The organism is Thalassobacillus sp. B23F22_16, from assembly GCF_043496955.1.
In the GTDB taxonomy this organism is placed as follows: domain Bacteria; phylum Bacillota; class Bacilli; order Bacillales; family Halobacillaceae; genus Thalassobacillus; species Thalassobacillus devorans_A.
Window position 1 is genome coordinate 106,659 of sequence record NZ_JBIEKD010000012.1, and the last position, 20,166, is coordinate 126,824.

The following is a 20,166-nucleotide window of genomic DNA, read 5'->3' on the forward strand; positions in this document are numbered from 1 at the left end:
TTGGGCACCCCTTTGGTTTTACATGTGTCTTGACACTTATATTTACATAGAATTAAACTTATGGCAAGTGCTTTTTTCTGGTACGAAAAAGAGGGAGTGATACCTATGAGATACTTTGATTATGCAGCAACCTGCCCCATCGACGATACAGCCTTGAACATATACCACGATGTTTCCAGGGACTACTTTGGTAATACAGAAAGCCTCCATGATGAAGGAACAAAAGCTGGCACACTGCTGGAGCACTGTAGGGAAATTCTGGCTGATGCCATAGGGGTTGAAAGTGAAGGATTATATTTTACAAGCGGTGGAACAGAAAGTAACCATTTGGGAATACACTCGTTAGCAAAAGCTGGGAGAGGAAAGCATATTATTTCGTCGCAAGCCGAACACTCCTCCGTTCACCACGCGTTGGAAATGATCGAGAAAGAGGGTTTTGAGGTTACGAAAATCCCATTTACCAAAGATGGTTTTGTCGATATGGATGACTTAGAAAAAGCTATCCGAAAAGATACGGTGCTCGTAACTGTCCAAATGATGAACGGGGAAATCGGTACATTTCAGCCAATAGAAGAAATCTCTTCTATTTGCCGGAAAAATGGGATTTATTTTCATAGCGATTGTGTCCAGGCATTGGGAAAACTCGATATGAAAGCCTACACCCCCCTCCTCGATAGTTTTTCCCTATCAAGCCATAAGATCTATGGTCCTAAGGGTGCCGGAGCTGTTTACCTTTCCCCTTCTGTACCACTACCATCTGAGGTAAGGTACGGGTCCCACGAAAAGGGAATACGGTCAGGTACTGTAAACCTCCCGGGAGTTGCCGCCTTTACAGCCGCTTCGCAGGAAAATATCCATCAGTTATGTAAACACCAGGAACACTTCCGACATTTGAGAAACCTATTCAGACACACTCTATTGCCTGTACAGGACCGAATTAAAATCGTCGGGAAAACGGCAGCCGAATCGACGATCATAGGAATGCTGGTACCGGGAATGGAGGGGCAATGGACCATGCTTGAAGCCAACCGCAGGGGCTGTGCCATCTCCACAGGAAGCGCCTGCTCAATTCATCAGCAAACTCCTTCGAAAACTTTACTAGCCATGGGGTATTCAGAGGAAGAGGCGAAAACATTTATCCGTATTTCATTTGGTAAACATACCACCGCTGACGATGTAACAGCCTTGGGAGGTTGCCTGAAGGAAGTGATCGACGCCCACCACTATGTCACAAGGGTAAAAGTCTGAATAGATGCCCTCTTTCTGCTAGAATGATAGTAATTGAATCAGAAAGGAGCATCCTGATGATTACTGTTCAAGATATTCATGCAGCTAAGGCAGCTATTTCCGAGATCATCCATACAACTCCCATTCTGCAATCCGAACAACTATCCAGACTGTGTAATAACCAGATTTTTCTAAAGTCCGAACATCTACAAAAAACAGGTTCTTTTAAAATCCGGGGCGCTACTAATAAAGTAAAGCATGCCGTGCAGGAAGGGGCAAAAACTATCACAGCCGCTTCTTCCGGAAACCACGGACAGGCAGTTGCTTACATCGCCAATCAACTCGGTGTTCCTGCTACCATCGTCGTGCCGACAGATGCCAGTCAATGCAAAGTGGAAGCCATCCAGGCTTATAAAGGAAAAATTGAAACATGCGGAACCACGTCAGCCGAACGGATTCCCAGAGCAAAACAGCTCGCCGAAGAGCAGACAGGTGTTTATATCCCTCCTTACGACGACCCTTATACCATGGCGGGTCAGGGGACTGTCGGACTGGAGATTTTAGAGCAAGTAAAAGATGCAGACGCCATAGTGGTACCAGTGGGCGGCGGAGGCCTCATATCAGGAATTTTAACGGCTATCAAAGAAACCAACCCAGGCATCAAAGTCTACGGAGCAGAGCCGAAAATCGCTAATGACACGTACCTGTCGCTAAACAATAATAAAATTACAGCCATTCCAGCCACCAGCACGATTGCTGACGGTCTGCGTACTTCACAGCCTGGTGATTTAACCTTTCCGGTACTGCAAAAGTACCTCGATGACCTTGTTTTAGTTTCAGAAGACGAAATCCGTTTCGCTTTCAGCTTTGTGATGGAACGGATGAAGCAGCTGATTGAACCCTCGAGCGCTGTTGCAATCGCCGCACTGACCAACAGCATACTGCCATTGGAAAACAAAAAAGTAGTGACCGTCGTTTCAGGCGGCAATGTAGATATAAGCAGAATAGGGGAACTGATCGTTCCTACTAATCACCAATGAAAATGCCCCCAGTTACTAATTGTAACTGGGGGCATTTTGATAGCACACATTTTATTTTTCAATAGACTCATCAAATAGATCTGTCATTTTAGCTACGTGTTCGTATGTGAACTCAAAGGCCATCCTGATCTCACCGTATCCTGGCTGATAAACATAACCTTGAACCTCATAGCTTCCTTCATTTTCTCTAACTTTTGTGAGGTGGAAGTAACGCTGGATGTACTGCGCCATTTCTTCCAATTTCCTATTGCGGACTTTGATCCATTGATCCCTTAGTTCCTCTGTCGGAAAATCCGATTCCTTTAGCATGTGTACACTCCTTTTGAGAGTTATTTATTCCACTGTAACACTTTTGGCAAGGTTACGTGGCTTATCTACGTCACAATCACGGTGAAGCGCTGCGTAATAAGAAATCAACTGTAATGGAAGGACAGAAACAATCGGTGTCAGCAGCTCATGTACTTTCGGCAGTACGAAGCTGTCGCCGTCTTTTTCCAGACCTTTCATACTGATTACGCAAGCATTTGCTCCACGAGCAATGACTTCCTGTACATTGCCGCGGATCGAGTCATTGACGCTTTCCTGAGTAGCAAGGGCGATGACTGGTGTTCCTTCTTCGATCAATGCAATGGTACCATGCTTCAACTCACCGCCGGCAAAACCTTCTGCCTGGATGTAAGAAATCTCTTTCAGCTTCAAGGCCCCTTCCACACCAACATAGTAATCGATGCTGCGGCCGATAAAGAAGCAGTTGCGTGTAGTTGCTAAGAAGTCACGAGCCAAGTCCTCAAATACTTCTTTCTGGTCAGCTAAGGCTTCCATAGCATTCGCTACGATGGCGAGTTCCTGCATTGGATCGAATTCAAGCTCGATGCCTTTCGCTTTTGCTGTATCTACAGCTAAGATAGCCAAAACAGCCATTTGAGCTGTGTAGGCTTTGGTAGAAGCTACTGCGATTTCTGGTCCTGCATGCAAATGCAAGGTGTAATCTGCTTCACGAGAAAGGGTGGACCCTGGCACATTCGTAATCGTCAATGCCGGATGTCCTAATTGCTTTGTCTGGACCAGTACGGCACGGCTGTCTGCCGTTTCCCCACTTTGAGAAATATAGACGAAGAGCGGCTTCTCTGACAACAATGGCATGTTGTAGGAGAATTCACTTGCTACGTGTACTTCTACAGGGATTTTGGCAAACTTTTCGATGAATTGCTTCCCGATCAATCCTGCATGGTAACTAGTACCTGCAGCGATGATATAAATACGGTCACAATCCTTCATCGCCTGGCGTACATCCGGGTCCAGTTTGATTTCATTGTCTTCATTTTGATATTCCTGGATGATTCGACGGAGCACTAACGGCTGTTCGTCAATTTCTTTCAGCATAAAGTGAGGGTAGGTCCCCTTTTCAATATCTGACTCATTCAGTTCAGCTGTAAAAGGCTCACGCTCTTCAACCTTAGAACCATCAAGCTTCAGGATTTCGACAGAGTCACGGCGCAACAGGACAGTTTCTTTATCCATCAATTCAAGAAATTGATCTGTCACTTGAAGCATTGCCATGGAGTCACTGGCAACGACATTGAAGCCGTCTCCCAATCCTACAAGAAGCGGACTCTTGTTTTTTGCGATATAAATCGTATCCTCATCTTCTGCATCAATTAAAGCAATCGCATAAGAGCCTTTCAACAGTTCTACAGCTTTACGGAATGCAGCCGCTACGTCCTTCATTTCATTATACAGTACTTCAATCAACTGTACGATAATTTCTGTATCGGTCTGACTCTTTAATTCCATATCCCCAAGGTATTCCTTGCGTACTTCCAGATAGTTTTCAATGACACCATTATGAACGATGGTAAAACGCCCGGATGTACTTTGATGCGGATGAGCATTTTCCTGGCTTGGCGGTCCATGTGTCGCCCAGCGCGTATGGCCGATTCCAAGCGTTGCCTTTACGTTATCGTCAACGGCCTCACGAAGCTGTGCAATCCTTCCCTTAACTTTTGCAATGTACGCATCTTCATCATTCAACGTTGCGATACCTGCTGAGTCATAACCACGGTATTCCAGCTTTTCCAGCCCTTTTAATAAAATCTCTTTCGAATCATCATATCCAATATATCCTACAATTCCACACATGTCGGTATTTCCTCCTTAAATCTCCTCAGAAGGGGCAGAGACCGGCACCCGTGAGGGGCAGCGTTCTGCCCCTTTCTCGTGTTTACTATGATTGGTCTGCACTTTATTCAGCTTTGTTGTCCGAAAGAGTCGCCTCTTTGTTTTAAAAGCTGAACAGACGGTTGAAGTGCAACAACCGGGAGGCATCCGCCGAAAGCTCGATGAACCTCCTCCTCGTCAACTATTTTCATGCCGAACGAAAATAGTCCTGGCGCTTTAAATGATTGTTCTTGAAAAACTATCCTCCTTATCTTCCTTGAATGCACCCCTACTCCATTACCTTAGTAAGCCATCTTTAAACCTGCAGGCAAAAAAGCAAGGCTACTAACCATTTTACTCGAGAAAGATTTTAAAGGTCAATCATTATTTTTTCACCTTTACACAAATGACTTCCCATTGTAACAATCTTATAAACTCGACTATAACAAAATATGCGCAGCCAGCTGTGATGTGCCGGCTGCGCATTCTGAAACATTACTCCGTCATACCCAATTCTTCTTGTACAACTTCCACTACTTGATCAACATAATTCTCGCAATCTTCTTCTGTTGGTGCTTCTACCATGATGCGTACAAGTGGTTCCGTACCGGAAGGACGTACAAGAACACGTCCTTGCGTTCCCATCTCTTCTTCTACTGCTTTAATTGTATCCTGAATACGAGGGTGGGTCTGAACCGCAGCTTTATCGGTTACTTTCACATTTTTCAAGACCTGTGGGAATTTCTTCATTTCAGCAGCAAGTTCCGATAACGGCTTGCCTGTATCTTTCATGACATTGATGAGCTGCAATGCACTAAGCATTCCATCCCCTGTCGTATTGTAATCTAAGAAGATGATATGACCGGATTGCTCTCCGCCCAGGTTGTAGCCGCCCTGTCTCATTTCTTCCATTACATATCGGTCGCCTACCGCTGTTTTATCGCTCTTCATCCCATTAGCTTCTATCGCTTTATAGAAACCAAGGTTGCTCATAACCGTAGAGACGACGGTAGAATGATTCAACATGCCGGAATTGTTCATATGCTTCCCGCATATGTACATGATATGGTCTCCGTCAACAATATTACCTTTTTCGTCCACAGCAATCAGTCGATCTCCATCACCATCAAATGCAAGTCCGATATCGGCTCCTTTATCAAGAACAAGCTTCCTGACTGCCTCAGGATGCGTGGACCCTACGCCATCGTTGATGTTCAATCCATCCGGAGATGAACCGATAGAAGAAATATCCGCTTCCAGATCAGCAAACATATGGGATGCAAGTGCGGAAGTGGCGCCGTGAGCACAATCTAATGCAAGATGAAGACCATCGAAGTCATGATCGACCGTCTGTTTCAGATATTGCATATAGCGTTGAGCTCCTTCGAAATAATCGTTTACCTGACCCAGGTCTCCTCCCGTCGGACGAGGAAGGTCATCGCTATCTTTATCGAGTAATCCCTCAATTTCTTCTTCCTGCTCATCGGAAAGTTTGAAACCATCCGGTCCAAAGAATTTAATTCCGTTATCTTCCACCGGGTTGTGGGAAGCAGAAATCATGACACCTGCTTCAGCACCAAGCGCTTTCGTCAAATAGGCTACTCCTGGTGTAGAAATGACACCGACCCTCATGACCTCGGCTCCGATTGAGAGCAGACCAGCTGTTAAAGCTCCCTCCAGCATATGGCAGGAAATCCTCGTATCCCGACCTATCAGAACTTTTGGTCTTTCTACTCCTTTTGTTACTGCATAACCGCCGAATCGTCCTAATTTAAAAGCAAGTTCCGGAGTCAAATCTTTATTTGCTACTCCTCTGACTCCATCTGTACCAAAATATTTTCCCATGATGTCTAATCTCTCCTTCATTCGTTACAAACATTCTATTTTTATCCGATTCGTATCATTGCATTGGGGTCGTTCAGCTCATATGCTGCATTATCCGGCCCGGTTATTTCAATAGGCACTTCGTGCTCCCCAGCCTCTAAACCGGACACATCAATTTCTGCCTGAAAATCTTCCGCTTGTAAATTTTCAATGTCTTCTTCTTTACCAAGAACAGTCAATGATATTTGTTGATCTTCCGGATCCAGAAAACTTACGGACCCTTCTTCAGGAGGGTTTGCTACCCCAATTTCTATTGAGTCGATTACTTGTTCAGACTGATCTTCAGATTCCATCACTTCAATGTCCACTTCTATTGTTTCAGGTTCTACTTTTCGGATACCATCAGGTACTGGTACCTCCACTTCCTGGGTTCCCGATTCAGATAAATCCGTGGTGTCTACATTGATGTTAGCGATTCGGCCAATTTGACTGATTGCCTCCAATGGCCCGTAGATTGTTACCTCCTCCACCTCCGGGGTAACGGATTGGATGGCATAGCCTTCTGCCGGCTCTCCTTCCGCTTGAACCTCTATCGGTACCTGTTTACTTGGTACATCTATAGGCACAGTAACGTCCACCACATTCGGTTCTACCAGCACGTCCAATTCATTTCCTTGCATATCATATACTTTTACAGGAGCCTGGGCGTTTTCTATCGTCTCCGTAGTGTCCCGCACATCGACCATCGCCTTCACAAGCGCTACACTATCCACAAGTTCTTTTCCGCCGGTAATGGTCACTTTCCCAGGAGTAATTTTGGCATCACCGATTTCATAATTTTCCACCAGTTCCTGGTCATTGATCAGGTCCACCCCAACATCAAACTCACGCTCCACTTTTTCCTCAATGGTGACCTGAACGGTTCTAGGTTCAATATTGACGTGAAGTCGATTGGAAATACCACTATGCTGGACATTCACCGTATGAACTCCTGGACCATAACCTTCTAAGTTTACATAGACTTCAAAATTTTTCTGTCTAACTAGTGGTGTCATTACGCTGTTCGGGCCCTCCAATGTCATCGAAACATTTTGAGGCGCTCCACTGACTGTATACTTATCATCATCATAGACCAAGTCCAATGGAATGTTATTCAACACTTCAAATTCACTCGACCCATCATTAATCAATAATGCATCGCTTTGAGAGTTATCATCCAGGTTGACAGTCGTCCACAACAAGACAGCAAGCAATAACGAAATGACACGAATAAACCAGGGGCTGTTAAACCATTTATCCATCTTTCTTCCCCCTCCAGTTCCATGTCTTCACAGGAGCTTTGGTCGGTACATTCAATTCTTTATGAAGGATTTCACTCAGCTTTTCCTGACTCAATTCTCGATGTAACTCTCCATTTTTAGTGCATGATATGTTTCCTGTTTCTTCAGATACAATGATCGTCAGCGCATCAGTTACTTCACTGATTCCCATAGCTGCCCGATGCCGTGTACCCAATTCCTTGGAGATGAATGGACTTTCCGACAATGGCAGGTAGCATGCAGCAGCGACAATTTCATCGCCACGTATGATTACTGCGCCATCGTGTAAAGGGGTATTGGGAATGAAGATATTTGTCAGCAACTCGCTCGTCAACCGGCCTTCGATATTGATTCCGGTTTCCACATAATCTCCCATCCCTGTCTCTCTTTCAATCGTAATCAATGCACCAATCCGGCGCTTAGCCATATAGTTACAAGATTTTATGATGGCCTGGATGGATTTTTCCACCCCTTGATCCTCAGAAGTCGTTCTGCTGAAAAAGCTGCCGCGCCCTAACTGTTCTAACGCACGTCTGAACTCAGGCTGGAAAAGAATGATGATTGCAAGAAAACCCCAGGTAATTGCCTGTGAAGTCAGCCACCTTAAGGTAGTCAGCCCGAATAAGTTGCTAAACAGCCATATCGCCAGGACAACGAATATCCCTTTTAACAGCTGGACTGCCTTCGTTCCCCTGATCAACATGATCAATTTATATACAACAAACCAGACGAGGGCGATATCAATAGCTATAAGTAAGTAATCCAATAAGTCTAGTCCCCCATCAAGCATGCCTACACTTCCTTTTATAAGTAATTACAAGATAAAAACAAAGTACATATAATTATAGCATACTTACCTGTCACAGTGATAATGCTCTCCCATGCCACGCTCATAAAAAGACAGAATCGTCGCACACCTTTAAACCCTTAGTACCACTTATACTTGATCTCTTAACGCTAGAAAAAAAGACTGCCCTGCCTGACAGTCTTTCTCATTATTACTCCTTAGCCAGAGAAAATACACTTTCCCATGTATTTTTGATATGATACCACACCCACTCAAACACTTGGTTCACTTCATTGACTTCCCCGCTGACATAAGCCATATATTTCTCTCCATCGAGAGGGGAATCTTCCCTGCTGTCCTGCTTTAAGAGATCGCCGTTTATAATGGTGACATCTCCATTAACTGCTCCCTCAATTCGTAAATCCCCATTTCGAACGACCAGATCACCGTTAACCGTCACATCTTCCGGTACGATGACCACCTGGTTTTTTATTACTAAGTTTTCTTGTTTAGAAACCGTCACCTGCTGATCTTCTGTCCATGCAGAAAAAATACCGCCGAACATCATCAGGAAAAACACCGCCGCAGCCGTAAAGAACGGATGGTTTCTGAACCACTTCGTATAATGATTACGTTTCTTCTGCTTTGGAAGATTAGCCATCACGTTTGAGGTGAAGTCCTGGGGTGCCGATATGGGACTTGAACTCTTCACCAGACTGATTGTCCGTTTCAGCTCATGAAAGTGGGTCTGGCACTCCTGGCATGCCTGGAGGTGCATGCGCAATTTCTTTTCTTCCGCTTGCGTTAAATGGTCGTCTAAATATTTATGCATTAAAGCGATAGCTTCTTCTTTACAATTCATTCCCTCTCACTCCTTTACACGTGGCGAAGCCTTTTTCGCAACGTTTCCCTCCCCCGGTGAATCCGGGTTTTCACGGTACCTACAGGAATTTCCAACACATCTGCTATTTCCTGCAGGGACAGTTCATCTAAAAACCTTAGTACAATTACACTACGGTATTTAGGAGGTAATGCTAATATCTCTTTGTGAATATAAGTCTGTAATTCCAGACTTTCCACTTCTTCTTCGGGCAAAGCTTGATCTGCCGCTATTTGGGAGTACATGCTCAATCCTTCCGTCCCCTTTACTTCCGCATCCAGAAAATAATCCGGTTTCTTTTTACGTATGCGGTCGATGGTAAGGTTGGTAGCAATTCGATAGAGCCAGGTTGAAAACTTCCTCCGTTCATCAAAGCGGTCAATGTTGGTATAGGCCCGAATAAAGGCTTCCTGTGCAAGATCCTCTGCTTCATGAGCGTTTCCTATCATACGGAAACAAATTTGATACACTTTATTTTGATAAAAAGAAACTACATCTTCAAATGCAGCCTGATTTCCTTTTTTTATTTGTTTGATTTTCTCTTTTATCACGGTTTCCATTCTTTTATACCTCCGCTAAACTTGCGGTATTACCTGTACGAATGAGCAGCTCGTAAGGTTTCAAAAAATATCTAAGAAAATTTCCCCGTTTAAAGTTTAACATTTTTCATAGCAGGGTATGGACATTCAAATAAAAAAATAATTACATTTATATTATTGGAGGGCGTCATGGAACAAAAAAAGTTGATTTTAGTGGAAATTGAAAGATGCAGAAAAGAAATGAATGATTTGAGCAAACATTTAGATTTATCTTCCGAAGAGGTAGTAAGTATAAGCAGACAATTAGATGAATTGCTTAACCAATTTGAAAAAGCGAGATAATAATAACAGCAACCTATCCTTAAAGATAAGCTGCTGTTATTTTTTTACTTTAAATTTAACTTTGTTAAAATACTAAAGTGTAAGAAAATCTAAGGCTTTCGCCATAAGTACTTAGCCAAGTTTTTCTAATCGCTTTATAATAATTTCTCCCCGAATAAAGAGCCCATCAGACCTACAGCCACACTTGCTGTCTTATTTTTTTCGTCAAGAATCGGATTTACTTCAACAAATTCAGCCGAAGTCACCAGACCAGACTCATGCAGCATTTCCATAGCTAAGTGACTCTCCCGATAGCTCAATCCACCCATGACAGGCGTTCCTACTCCTGGAGCAGTATCCGGATCTAAACCATCCAGATCCAGACTCAAATGAAGCCCATCGGTACGATCTTTCAAGTATTCGATGGTTTCCTGCATCACAGCGGACATGCCAAGCCGGTCGACTTCATGCATTGTAAAAACCTTTATTCCTTTTTCTTTAATCAGCTCTCGCTCCCCTGCATCCAAAGAACGTGCACCAATAATGACGATGTTCTCTGGCTTCACTTTCGGCTGGTAACCATGGATGTTGACCAGCCTCTGGTGGCCAATACCCAGACTGACGGCAAGCGGCATTCCATGAATGTTGCCAGACGGCGATGTTTCATTGTTATTCAAATCACCATGAGCATCATACCAAATGACACCGAGATTTTCATAATGCTTAGACACACCCGCAAGTGTTCCTATTGCAATACTATGGTCACCGCCAAGAATAAGCGGGAAACTTCCCTCTTCGATTATGTCATCTACTTGTTGTGCGAGCTTTTCGTTACCTTCCATCACTTCATTCAAGTTGCGTAGGTTATCAACAAGTTCCTTTTGTTCACCCTTCTGCTGCGCAATTTCAACATTGCCCAGGTCTTCGATCGCAAGCTCCAACTTTTCTAACCGCTCGAGAACCCCTGCATAGCGAATCGCGCTCGGTCCCATATCTACGCCGCGTCGGTTTTGTCCCAGATCCATCGGTACTCCCAAAATCGATAGCTTCTTCATCATTTCATCCTCCTTCTTCTACTCTCCATTATTGTAGACGCTTTCAGACAAATGACTCAACCGGACATGATTGTGTATATATATACGGTAGCTCTCGCAGCTACTCGTCTCGCGCACAGGTATGTATGACGCTTGTAATAAACGAAAAAAAGCTGACATGGTAGTAGCATGTCAGCTTTTTTCTCGTCTGAATTTATGAAGTCGCTAGTAATGGTACAAGAAATGGTGGAGCCTAGCGGGATCGAACCGCTGACCTCCTGCGTGCAAAGCAGGCGCTCTCCCAGCTGAGCTAAGGCCCCGATGTAAGAAGTTTATTCGACGTAGCCAAAAATCGTATTTATGCAGCACTTCCAGTACACGATCAATCTTTAGCAAGGATGTTTACTCGACGTAGCAAAAGATTACATGGAGCGGGAGACGGGATTCGAACCCGCGACCCCCACCTTGGCAAGGTGGTGTTCTACCACTGAACTACTCCCGCTTAACAGTGATACAAGTGAGCCATGAAGGATTCGAACCTTCGACCCTCTGATTAAAAGTCAGATGCTCTACCAACTGAGCTAATGGCTCATTATTTAATGAAATATTACAACCTAATTGAGTAATGTGCTCGTCTCGTTGCTAGCTTATTCGGTGAAGCATACGCTCCTCGCAAAGCCTACGATGATGTAGTTCAAGGAAGTTTACGGCTTCTCTACCAACTGAGCTAATGGCTCATTAATAAAAATGGCTGGCCCAGCTGGATTCGAACCAGCGCATGACGGAATCAAAATCCGCTGCCTTACCGCTTGGCTATGGGCCATTAAAAAAATAGTACAAGTAATAAGTACTATTTGCTTTTTTTATAAAGTTAATTCATAGGAAAATGAAATAAATGGTGGAGGGAGTAGGACTCGAACCTACGAACCCGATGGGAGCGGATTTACAGTCCGCCGCGTTTGGCCAACTTCGCTATCCCTCCAAGAAAGTCACTTAAGAATTATAACAGAAAAACCTTTTATAATTCAACAGTTTTCTACAAGAAATTATTGGTGTTTCTAAAGGAAAATAATCAACGGTGCCCTTACAGGACTACTATTGTTTTCCAGCAAGAAGTCTATTCGACGTTGTAGGAAAACATTCAATGGTGCCGGCCAGAGGACTTGAACCCCCAACCTACTGATTACAAGTCAGTTGCTCTACCAATTGAGCTAGACCGGCAAATTTCAATGGTGGAGGATGCAGGGTTCGAACCTGCGACCCCTTGCTTGTAAGGCAAGTGCTCTCCCAGCTGAGCTAATCCTCCAAAGTGGTGACCCGTACGGGATTCGAACCCGTGTTACCGCCGTGAAAGGGCGGTGTCTTAACCACTTGACCAACGGGCCATTGAAGCAGTTGACAGCCTTTTGAAAGGTTGTCCTCTCAAACTGACAAATATTATTATATACAGCCGCTTAGTACTTTGTAAAGAGAAATTTTAATTTTTTTTCTTATTGCTTTCTCTCCCCACATTCTATTGAAAAAAGGTGCCCTTGAAACTCCAATCATCTACATTGAAATTAGCCTCTATTACTGTCTCATATATGACTTTGAATTCTCTCTTAACATGGACTTTGTCTCGTTTATTTTTAAATTCGTCTCTCATAATTTCGATATTGTCTCTCAATAGTTAAAAATTTGCTCTATTCTAATGTACTTGTCTCAAATATAGGACGCTTGTCTCGCTTATTGATAAAAAATAAGCAAAAAAGTAATCGCCGGGATCATCAAAAAAAGAGCTGCCCCGATCTGGGGCAGCTCCTTCACACCTTATTCTTCTGTGTTAATATACAGTTTTCCTTCTGCAGCTTCCTCAGCCACATTACCATAATCATCGGCAGCTTTTACAACAATCTCGGCACCTTCTGCTACTAGGTTAGAGGTTGCTGTCCAGTAGCCAACATAATGCCCTTCTTCCGTCTCCATCATTGGCAGCTCTGTAGCCTGATCAGAGAAGTTAGTAAGTGGCATTCTGATATAGAAAGTTGCGTCAAGTCCAGGATCGGCATCAAACTCGATCTTGACAGACTCACCAGCCTGCATATACTTATCTTCTGTTGGTTGTAGATTTTCAATATCAGTTGCATTAAATTTAGCATCCACAGTGACTGACTCTTCCGCACTGTTACCCGCTAAATCTGTTGCAATGACTACTATTTCGTTTTCACCTTCTGATAGCATGATGCGTTTGGAGTATGCACCGTCCTCATCCACATCAGCAGTTTGACCATTTACTTCGACGCGATCAAGATTTTCTTCTTCTACTTGACCTGCAACTGTAATGACTTCTTTATTTGTTTTATCGCCATTTGTTGGAGTGTCAATTGTCAAGACAGGGTTGTCTTGATCCAATGTCACTACTACAGGTGCAGATGGTTCAGTGGAACCGTTATCCATGGAAGATATCGCTGTCAGCTCATTTTCTCCTGTGTCCAGGGTGATATCAACAGCAAAACTTCCATCTTCAGTAGCTTCTGTAGTGCCTGCCTCCTCACCATCGTTGTAGACAGTGACTGTTGTCGTTGGTGCAGCACTACCTTCTACTGTAATGGATTCCTGATTGGTATAGGACCCATCAGCTGGAGATTCAATTACAGGAGCCTCCGCCGCATAATCGACTAGTGCTCTAATCATGTAATTGCCTTCCGCTTCTGGAGATTTGCTCCAGCTGCCGCCTACAAGCTGCCAGCTGCGGTCAGCATAGTCTCCATCTTCATCCGTAGCCAGACCAGGCGTATTAGGATTAGGATGGGTTTGAATATAAACCATATAGAAATCTCCATTAGCAACTATTCCTTTATCGGAGAGGTCTACATGAGTCCATTCCCCATTCCTTAACGCCTCTGCATCATATGGACCACCAATTTTTTCACCTGGTGCCCCATCTGTTCCTGTAGCATCATAAACTTCTACCTGGAACTCATTGCCGCCCGGTACTGGCCATTCCTCTGTCCAGAAGCGGAACAGTCCACCAGTAACCATAGCGGACTCCTGTCCTTCTTCCAGGGTCATTTTAACAGCCCAGCCATTACCAGCATCATAGAATGCACGAGCGTTTTCGGCAGTACCGTCATCATATCCGATTTCACCTGGATAACCGATGAATGGTGCCAATTCTACTTCCACTGTGTTGGTAGCACCACCCTCGATGGTAACAGGGACATCTTCGCCATGATAGGACGGAGCCATCACTCTTAAAGTATAATCGCCTTCATAAGCTTCTAGAGTGAATGTGCCATCTTCTCCTGTTTCAACGGGGGCTACTGCGGCATCTTCGATAAGCATCAAGGTAGCGCCCTCGATTGGTTCACCAGTCTGTTCGTTTGTTACGGTGCCTTCCAGTGTACCTGTCGCAATAGGATTCAGCGTGAAGTTAGCACTTACTGATCCGTCTTCTGGAACAGATACGGATTGCTCACTTGGATGGAAACCATAAGCATCCGCCACAACCGTAAAGTCACCTGCAGCATGCATTAATCGGTAACTTCCATCGGCAGGATTCGTACTGACCGATCGATCAGATTCTACCACGCTAACCGTTGCATCCAGAGGTAATACGTTTGGCTGTTTTTCTTTTTTCTTGCCTTTTTCACCTTTAAATTGCGGTGTTTGGAAATTTGTGAATTCACCTGGCAGCAGCTTTTTAGCATTAACAGGCTTTTTCATCTTCTTTGACCCTTTATCTTGAAAACCAAGGTCAGCTTGCGTGATCATATTTCTAGAATTATTCTTCTTTGTAGTCTTTTTCCCTTTTTTAACGGCAGCTGTTGCACCTGAGGATTCATCCGTCAAAACTACATCATCGATGAACCAGCCTTCTCTTGTGACAAGGAAATCACTTTCGACATGGAAACCGATGAAAACATTCTGACCGGCATAGTCAGATAGATCAACTTCTGACTCTGTCCAATCACTGGTAGTGCCATTGTACTCAGCCAGCTGCTCCCAATTTTCCATATCTGTAGAAACAACTACGTGACCGTAATCGTAATTATTTTCTAAGTTGTGCCAGGTTTGGAACTGAAGGAATGTGTCCTCTTCAGGAATCTCAACCGGCGGCATTACCAATGTCATATCAGAATAATTATCGTAATCACCAGTCAAGTTGGTTCCATATACCTTCTCACCGGATGCAGCACCTTCCGGACCATCTTCAGGCGTACCCCATTGCCAGCTGTTATTTTCACCGAATGATAACCAGCCGGTTGGAACAGTTTCAAAATCTTGTTCATACCCGACAGTAATGGCATCTTTGATGGCAACTTCAAATACATCCGTTTCTACTTCATTACCTCCAAAGTCAGTTACCAGCCATTTATAATTCAACTGACTGCCATTCATAATGTCGCCTTCCAGAACGGCCTGGTAGGTTCCTTCCAAGTAGTCTCCACCTACCAAGTCAGCTTCTACCGTCTCCCAAGGACCTTGGCCGTCAATACGGTATGACAATTCTACAGATCCTACACTGATATTGTCAGTAACTTCAGCTATCAATGGAAGCGGTACACCTTCATAGGTTTCTGATGGCGCGTCATGCTCGATAGCAGGAGCTTCATCATCTTCCCCTTCTTCATATACATGTCCCTTGATTTCGCCAATACCGCTGACGACTGCTGATACGGCAGTATAAGCATTCACAATACCATGGCCATAACCTTCATTTGGATCTTCAGGATATTGGTCATTAGTAGTTGTATCTGCTGTTTCAAGCATCAACTCTTCCAGGTCATCTACTGACAAAGAGTTATCTGCCTGTAATAGCAATGCAGCTGTACCCGCTACGTGAGGGCCAGCCATTGATGTTCCATTCCATCCGCCTTCATAGCCGCCGCCCGGAACAGAAGAGCGAACGTTGGCCCCGGGTGCTGAAATATCCGGCTTGATTTCTCCATCATATGGCGATGGACCTCTGGAAGAAAAGCTGGCCAAGCCGTCAGTAGCAGTAGTTGCACCTACTGCAATAGATTCCGGATAGTTGGATGGTGCGGCAATTGTTCCATCACCAGGTCCATCGTTACCAGCAGAGAATACTGGTACAATACCAGACTCACGCCAGTTTTGAACCATCGGGCGATACCACTCATCAAGCCCGGGACCGCCGCCCCATGAGTTGTTAACAACATCAGGCGCCTGCTCAGGATGAGGGTTACCATCGTCATCTTTTGGAGCTAATATCCATTCACCAGCTTCTAAAAGATCGACATCTGTGCCGCCAGCTGCAGTAAATGCTTTAACACCAATCCATTTTGATCCAGGTGCCACACCTACCTGGTTGGAACCATCTTCTTCAGCACCTACCATGGTCCCCATAGTGTGGGTACCGTGACCCTGGTCATCGTAAGGAGTGCCTTGTCCTGCAGTAGCATCGAACCAATTGAATTCATGATCGGCAGTATCAGGGTTTGCCGGATCAAATCCACGGTATTTATCCATTAATGCAGGGTGGTCCCACTCTACCCCTGTATCAATGTTAGCCACCACAACACCTGAACCATCGATTCCAGTTTCAGACCATACTTGCGGGGCTCCAACACGGTCGATGTTCCATTCCGTATTATTGGTTTCTGCTTTGTCAGTCGCTTTAGTAAGAGAAGCTTTCGTTTCTTCAGCTGCTCCTTCTACCTGAGGATTTAACTTCCGTGTACGGTTAGGAAGAATCTTTTCTACATCAGGTAAAGAAGCTATCTTTTTCATGACTTCTTCATTACTAGTAACCGCCATTGCGTTTACGATATAATAAGAATGAAACGAGGAGACACTGCCTTGTTTTTCAGCTTCGGTCAGCAGCTTCTTCAATTGCTGCTGCGTTTCGATAGCAGTCGAACGAAGTTCTGTCACAACTGCAGATGCCTTAACTCGTTTCATTTGCTGCGCTGTAAGAGAAGCCTTACTATCCTCTGCCTTGGATAACGCTTCTTGCACAGCTTTTTTGGTGTCACCCTGCTCTTTCATTTTAACAAGGTAAGTAACTTCCTTCTGATCAGCAAACAAATCAATCAGGTCTTGATTCACCTTATTATTCACTTGTTGTTTATTATCTTTAATGGATACACTTGGGGAATTCTCAGCTGCGGCACTGGTGTAATTGAAGAAAGGTACGATCAAGGCTAGAACTAAAATTAGACTGAGCCATTTTATAAATCTTTTCTTGCTATGGGTGCCCAATACAAAACCCCTCTCTATTATTTTTCATTCCAAAAAAGACTTACTTTTTACCCACTACCCCCCCTTTTTTGTTATTTAAATTTTCCGACATCTCATAGGTGTTGTTATAAACTTACTAAAAATTGACATGATTTGCTAGCTTATATCCCGAAAACAGTAAGAAACACACAGGGAAAATAGGCAAATAGACACAAAAAAACGATTTCCTTTTATAGGAAATCGCTTTTCATCTAAGAGCTTCCAGCCGGATTTGAACCGGCGACCCCTTCCTTACCATGGAAGTGCTCTACCACTGAGCTATGGAAGCAAATGGCTCCACCGGTAGGATTCGAACCTACGACCAATCGGTTAACAGCCGATTGCTCTACCACTGAGCTACGGTGGAATAATCAACTTTTACTATTATCATTGGATATAAAGAAAAAGCCTAGCGGCGTCCTACTCTCACGGGGATAAACCCGACTACCATCGGCGCTGGAGAGCTTAACTGCTGTGTTCGGCATGGGAACAGGTGTGACCTCTCCGCTATCGCCACTAGACCTTGACTATTTAATTGAGGTGAACCCTCAAAACTAGATAAGCAACATTCAACCACAAACATCTTTCACGAAATTAGGTTAGTTAAGTCCTCGATCGATTAGTATCCGTCAGCTCCACGTGTCACCACGCTTCCACCTCGGACCTATCTACCTCATCGTCTCTGAGGGATCTTACTCACTCGAAGTGATGGGAAATCTCATCTAGAGGGGGGCTTCATGCTTAGATGCTTTCAGCACTTATCCCTTCCGCACGTAGCTACCCAGCGATGCTCCTGGCGGAACAACTGGTGCACCAGCGGTGCGTCCATCCCGGTCCTCTCGTACTAAGGACAGCTCCTCTCAAATTTCCAACGCCCACGACGGATAGGGACCGAACTGTCTCACGACGTTCTGAACCCAGCTCGCGTACCGCTTTAATGGGCGAACAGCCCAACCCTTGGGACCGACTACAGCCCCAGGATGCGATGAGCCGACATCGAGGTGCCAAACCTCCCCGTCGATGTGGACTCTTGGGGGAGATAAGCCTGTTATCCCCGGGGTAGCTTTTATCCGTTGAGCGATGGCCCTTCCATGCGGAACCACCGGATCACTAAGCCCGACTTTCGTCCCTGCTCGACTTGTAGGTCTCGCAGTCAAGCTCCCTTGTGCCTTTACACTCTGCGAATGATTTCCAACCATTCTGAGGGAACCTTTGGGCGCCTCCGTTACCTTTTAGGAGGCGACCGCCCCAGTCAAACTGCCCACCTGACACTGTCTCCGGACCGGATCACGGTCCTGGGTTAGAATGTCCGTACAGCCAGGGTGGTATCCCACCGGCGCCTCCACCGAAGCTAGCGCTCCGGTTTCTCAGGCTCCCACCTATCCTGTACAAGCTGTACCAACATTCAATATCAGGCTACAGTAAAGCTCCACGGGGTCTTTCCGTCCTGTCGCGGGTAATGCGCATCTTCACGCATAGTATAATTTCACCGGGTCTCTCGTTGAGACAGTGCCCAAGTCGTTGCACCTTTCGTGCGGGTCGGAACTTACCCGACAAGGAATTTCGCTACCTTAGGACCGTTATAGTTACGGCCGCCGTTTACTGGGGCTTCGGTTCAACGCTTCGCTTACGCTAACGCATCCCCTTAACCTTCCAGCACCGGGCAGGTGTCAGCCCCTATACTTCGCCTTACGGCTTCGCAGAGACCTGTGTTTTTGCTAAACAGTCGCTTGGGCCTTTTCACTGCGGCTCCTCGCAAGAGGAGCACCCCTTCTCCCGAAGTTACGGGGTCATTTTGCCGAGTTCCTTAACGAGAGTTCTCCCGCTCACCTTAGGATCCTCTCCTCGCCTACCTGTGTCGGTTTGCGGTACGGGCACCTCTTTCCTCACTAGAGGATTTTCTTGGCAGTGTGAACTCAGGAGCTTCGGTACTCTAGTTCCCTCCCCATCACAGCTTGACGTTGCCGGACGGATTTGCCTATCCGACCGTCTCACTGCTTGGACGCGCTCATCCAATGGCGCGCTCTCCTTATCCTCCTGCGTCCCCCCGTTGTTCAAACGGAAAGGAGGTGGTACAGGAATATCAACCTGTTGTCCATCGCCTACGCCTTTCGGCCTCGGCTTAGGTCCCGACTAACCCTGAGAGGACGAGCCTTCCTCAGGAAACCTTAGGCTTTCGGTGAAAGAGATTCTCACTCTTTTTTCGCTACTCATACCGGCATTCTCACTTCTAAGCGCTCCACCAGTCCTCACGGTCTGACTTCGCCGCCCTTAGAACGCTCTCCTACCACTGATCGTAAGATCAATCCGCAGCTTCGGTGATGTGTTTAGCCCCGGTATATTTTCGGCGCAGAGTCACTCGACCAGTGAGCTATTACGCACTCTTTAAATGATGGCTGCTTCTAAGCCAACATCCTGGTTGTCTAAGCAACTCCACATCCTTTTCCACTTAACACATACTTAGGGACCTTAGCTGGCGGTCTGGGCTGTTTCCCTCTCGACTATGAACCTTATCACCCATAGTCTGACTCCCAGAGCTAAGTCTCTGGCATTCGGAGTTTGACTGAATTCGGTAACCCGGTAGGGGCCCCTAGTCCAATCAGTGCTCTACCTCCAGGACTCGTATCTCTGAGGCTAGCCCTAAAGCTATTTCGGAGAGAACCAGCTATCTCCGTGTTCGATTGGCATTTCACCCCTACCCACACCTCATCCCCGCGTTTTTCAACACGCGTGGGTTCGGGCCTCCAGTCAGTGTTACCTGACCTTCACCCTGGACATGGGTAGATCACACGGTTTCGGGTCTACGACCACATACT

General features: G+C 45.3%; 12 protein-coding genes, 10 tRNA genes and 2 rRNA genes. 3 read left to right on the forward strand and 21 right to left on the reverse strand.

Going from position 1 to position 20,166, the window contains the following annotated elements:
- Positions 1–105: 105 nt before the first annotated feature.
- Both ACGTNI_RS11275 and ACGTNI_RS11280 read left to right on the forward strand, forming a co-directional pair.
- Positions 106–1,248: an IscS subfamily cysteine desulfurase gene (locus ACGTNI_RS11275; protein WP_394462437.1), complete on the forward strand. Its 1,143-nt coding sequence runs from the start codon at positions 106–108 to the stop codon at positions 1,246–1,248.
- Positions 1,249–1,304: 56 nt separating this feature from the next.
- Positions 1,305–2,267: a threonine ammonia-lyase gene (locus ACGTNI_RS11280; protein ID WP_394462439.1), complete on the forward strand. Its 963-nt coding sequence runs from the start codon at positions 1,305–1,307 to the stop codon at positions 2,265–2,267.
- Positions 2,268–2,318: 51 nt separating this feature from the next.
- On the opposite strand, the gene ACGTNI_RS11285 is transcribed toward ACGTNI_RS11280, so the two are convergent.
- The 7 genes from ACGTNI_RS11285 to sigW all read right to left on the reverse strand — a co-directional run bounded on the left by ACGTNI_RS11285 (position 2,319) and on the right by sigW (position 9,794).
- The gene (locus ACGTNI_RS11285) at positions 2,319–2,576 is read right to left on the reverse strand and encodes a hypothetical protein (protein ID WP_062438563.1); all 258 of its coding nucleotides are present in this window, start codon (positions 2,574–2,576) and stop codon (positions 2,319–2,321) included.
- A gap of 24 nt (positions 2,577–2,600) precedes the next feature.
- Positions 2,601–4,406: a glutamine--fructose-6-phosphate transaminase (isomerizing) gene (gene glmS, locus ACGTNI_RS11290; RefSeq protein ID WP_394462441.1), complete on the reverse strand. Its 1,806-nt coding sequence runs from the start codon at positions 4,404–4,406 to the stop codon at positions 2,601–2,603.
- A 513-nt stretch (positions 4,407–4,919) separates the two neighbouring features.
- Positions 4,920–6,269: a phosphoglucosamine mutase gene (glmM, locus tag ACGTNI_RS11295; RefSeq protein ID WP_394462443.1), complete on the reverse strand. Its 1,350-nt coding sequence runs from the start codon at positions 6,267–6,269 to the stop codon at positions 4,920–4,922.
- 41 nt (positions 6,270–6,310) lie between these two features.
- Positions 6,311–7,549 carry a CdaR family protein gene (locus ACGTNI_RS11300; protein ID WP_394462445.1) on the reverse strand — a complete coding sequence of 413 codons (1,239 nt, stop codon included), beginning with the start codon at positions 7,547–7,549 and terminating at the stop codon, positions 6,311–6,313.
- Entirely contained in the window at positions 7,542–8,357 is an 816-nt protein-coding gene (cdaA, locus tag ACGTNI_RS11305) for a diadenylate cyclase CdaA (RefSeq protein ID WP_394462447.1), read from the reverse strand. The genes ACGTNI_RS11300 and cdaA overlap by 8 nt, the downstream gene beginning before the upstream one ends.
- Positions 8,358–8,565: 208 nt before the next feature.
- A complete protein-coding gene (locus ACGTNI_RS11310; RefSeq protein ID WP_394462449.1) occupies positions 8,566–9,216 on the reverse strand; it encodes a zf-HC2 domain-containing protein in 651 nt (216 codons plus the stop codon).
- Between the two features lie 14 nt (positions 9,217–9,230).
- Positions 9,231–9,794: an RNA polymerase sigma factor SigW gene (gene sigW, locus ACGTNI_RS11315; protein WP_394462451.1), complete on the reverse strand. Its 564-nt coding sequence runs from the start codon at positions 9,792–9,794 to the stop codon at positions 9,231–9,233.
- Positions 9,795–9,962: 168 nt separating this feature from the next.
- Here sigW and ACGTNI_RS11320 point away from each other — a divergent pair, with 168 nt between their 5' ends.
- The gene (locus tag ACGTNI_RS11320) at positions 9,963–10,115 is read left to right on the forward strand and encodes an aspartyl-phosphate phosphatase Spo0E family protein (RefSeq protein ID WP_085504900.1); all 153 of its coding nucleotides are present in this window, start codon (positions 9,963–9,965) and stop codon (positions 10,113–10,115) included.
- A gap of 134 nt (positions 10,116–10,249) precedes the next feature.
- On the opposite strand, the gene rocF is transcribed toward ACGTNI_RS11320, so the two are convergent.
- From rocF to ACGTNI_RS11390, 14 genes are all read right to left on the reverse strand, one after another.
- Complete coding sequence (rocF, locus tag ACGTNI_RS11325) at positions 10,250–11,152, reverse strand: arginase (RefSeq protein WP_394462453.1); 903 nt, start codon at positions 11,150–11,152, stop codon at positions 10,250–10,252.
- 220 nt (positions 11,153–11,372) lie between these two features.
- Positions 11,373–11,448: transfer RNA gene (locus tag ACGTNI_RS11330), tRNA-Ala, on the reverse strand.
- A 107-nt stretch (positions 11,449–11,555) separates the two neighbouring features.
- Positions 11,556–11,630 (reverse strand) — tRNA-Gly (locus tag ACGTNI_RS11335).
- Positions 11,631–11,646: 16 nt separating this feature from the next.
- Positions 11,647–11,719: transfer RNA gene (locus tag ACGTNI_RS11340), tRNA-Lys, on the reverse strand.
- A gap of 157 nt (positions 11,720–11,876) precedes the next feature.
- Positions 11,877–11,951: transfer RNA gene (locus tag ACGTNI_RS11345), tRNA-Gln, on the reverse strand.
- A 73-nt stretch (positions 11,952–12,024) separates the two neighbouring features.
- Positions 12,025–12,110: transfer RNA gene (locus tag ACGTNI_RS11350), tRNA-Tyr, on the reverse strand.
- 163 nt (positions 12,111–12,273) lie between these two features.
- A tRNA-Thr gene (locus tag ACGTNI_RS11355) sits at positions 12,274–12,349 on the reverse strand.
- A gap of 9 nt (positions 12,350–12,358) precedes the next feature.
- Positions 12,359–12,434 (reverse strand) — tRNA-Val (locus ACGTNI_RS11360).
- 4 nt (positions 12,435–12,438) lie between these two features.
- Positions 12,439–12,513, reverse strand: a tRNA-Glu gene (locus ACGTNI_RS11365).
- A 424-nt stretch (positions 12,514–12,937) separates the two neighbouring features.
- Positions 12,938–17,332: a S8 family serine peptidase gene (locus tag ACGTNI_RS11370; protein ID WP_394462455.1), complete on the reverse strand. Its 4,395-nt coding sequence runs from the start codon at positions 17,330–17,332 to the stop codon at positions 12,938–12,940.
- A 235-nt stretch (positions 17,333–17,567) separates the two neighbouring features.
- Positions 17,568–17,639 (reverse strand) — tRNA-Thr (locus tag ACGTNI_RS11375).
- Positions 17,640–17,642: 3 nt separating this feature from the next.
- Positions 17,643–17,717, reverse strand: a tRNA-Asn gene (locus ACGTNI_RS11380).
- A 40-nt stretch (positions 17,718–17,757) separates the two neighbouring features.
- Positions 17,758–17,871, reverse strand: a 5S ribosomal RNA gene (gene rrf / locus ACGTNI_RS11385).
- Between the two features lie 78 nt (positions 17,872–17,949).
- A 23S ribosomal RNA gene (locus tag ACGTNI_RS11390) occupies positions 17,950–20,166 on the reverse strand; the annotation flags it as partial.

Excerpts from the sequence above, each read along its gene's own strand:
- ACGTNI_RS11275 (WP_394462437.1), top strand. The coding sequence starts at position 106 with ATGAGATACTTTGATTATGCAGCAACCTGCCCCATCGACGATACAGCC.
- ACGTNI_RS11280 (WP_394462439.1), top strand. The coding sequence starts at position 1,305 with ATGATTACTGTTCAAGATATTCATGCAGCTAAGGCAGCTATTTCCGAG.
- ACGTNI_RS11285 (WP_062438563.1), bottom strand. The coding sequence starts at position 2,576 with ATGCTAAAGGAATCGGATTTTCCGACAGAGGAACTAAGGGATCAATGG.
- glmS (WP_394462441.1), bottom strand. The coding sequence starts at position 4,406 with ATGTGTGGAATTGTAGGATATATTGGATATGATGATTCGAAAGAGATT.
- glmM (WP_394462443.1), bottom strand. The coding sequence starts at position 6,269 with ATGGGAAAATATTTTGGTACAGATGGAGTCAGAGGAGTAGCAAATAAA.
- ACGTNI_RS11300 (WP_394462445.1), bottom strand. The coding sequence starts at position 7,549 with ATGGATAAATGGTTTAACAGCCCCTGGTTTATTCGTGTCATTTCGTTA.
- cdaA (WP_394462447.1), bottom strand. The coding sequence starts at position 8,357 with ATGCTTGATGGGGGACTAGACTTATTGGATTACTTACTTATAGCTATT.
- ACGTNI_RS11310 (WP_394462449.1), bottom strand. The coding sequence starts at position 9,216 with ATGAATTGTAAAGAAGAAGCTATCGCTTTAATGCATAAATATTTAGAC.
- sigW (WP_394462451.1), bottom strand. The coding sequence starts at position 9,794 with ATGGAAACCGTGATAAAAGAGAAAATCAAACAAATAAAAAAAGGAAAT.
- ACGTNI_RS11320 (WP_085504900.1), top strand. The coding sequence starts at position 9,963 with ATGGAACAAAAAAAGTTGATTTTAGTGGAAATTGAAAGATGCAGAAAA.
- rocF (WP_394462453.1), bottom strand. The coding sequence starts at position 11,152 with ATGATGAAGAAGCTATCGATTTTGGGAGTACCGATGGATCTGGGACAA.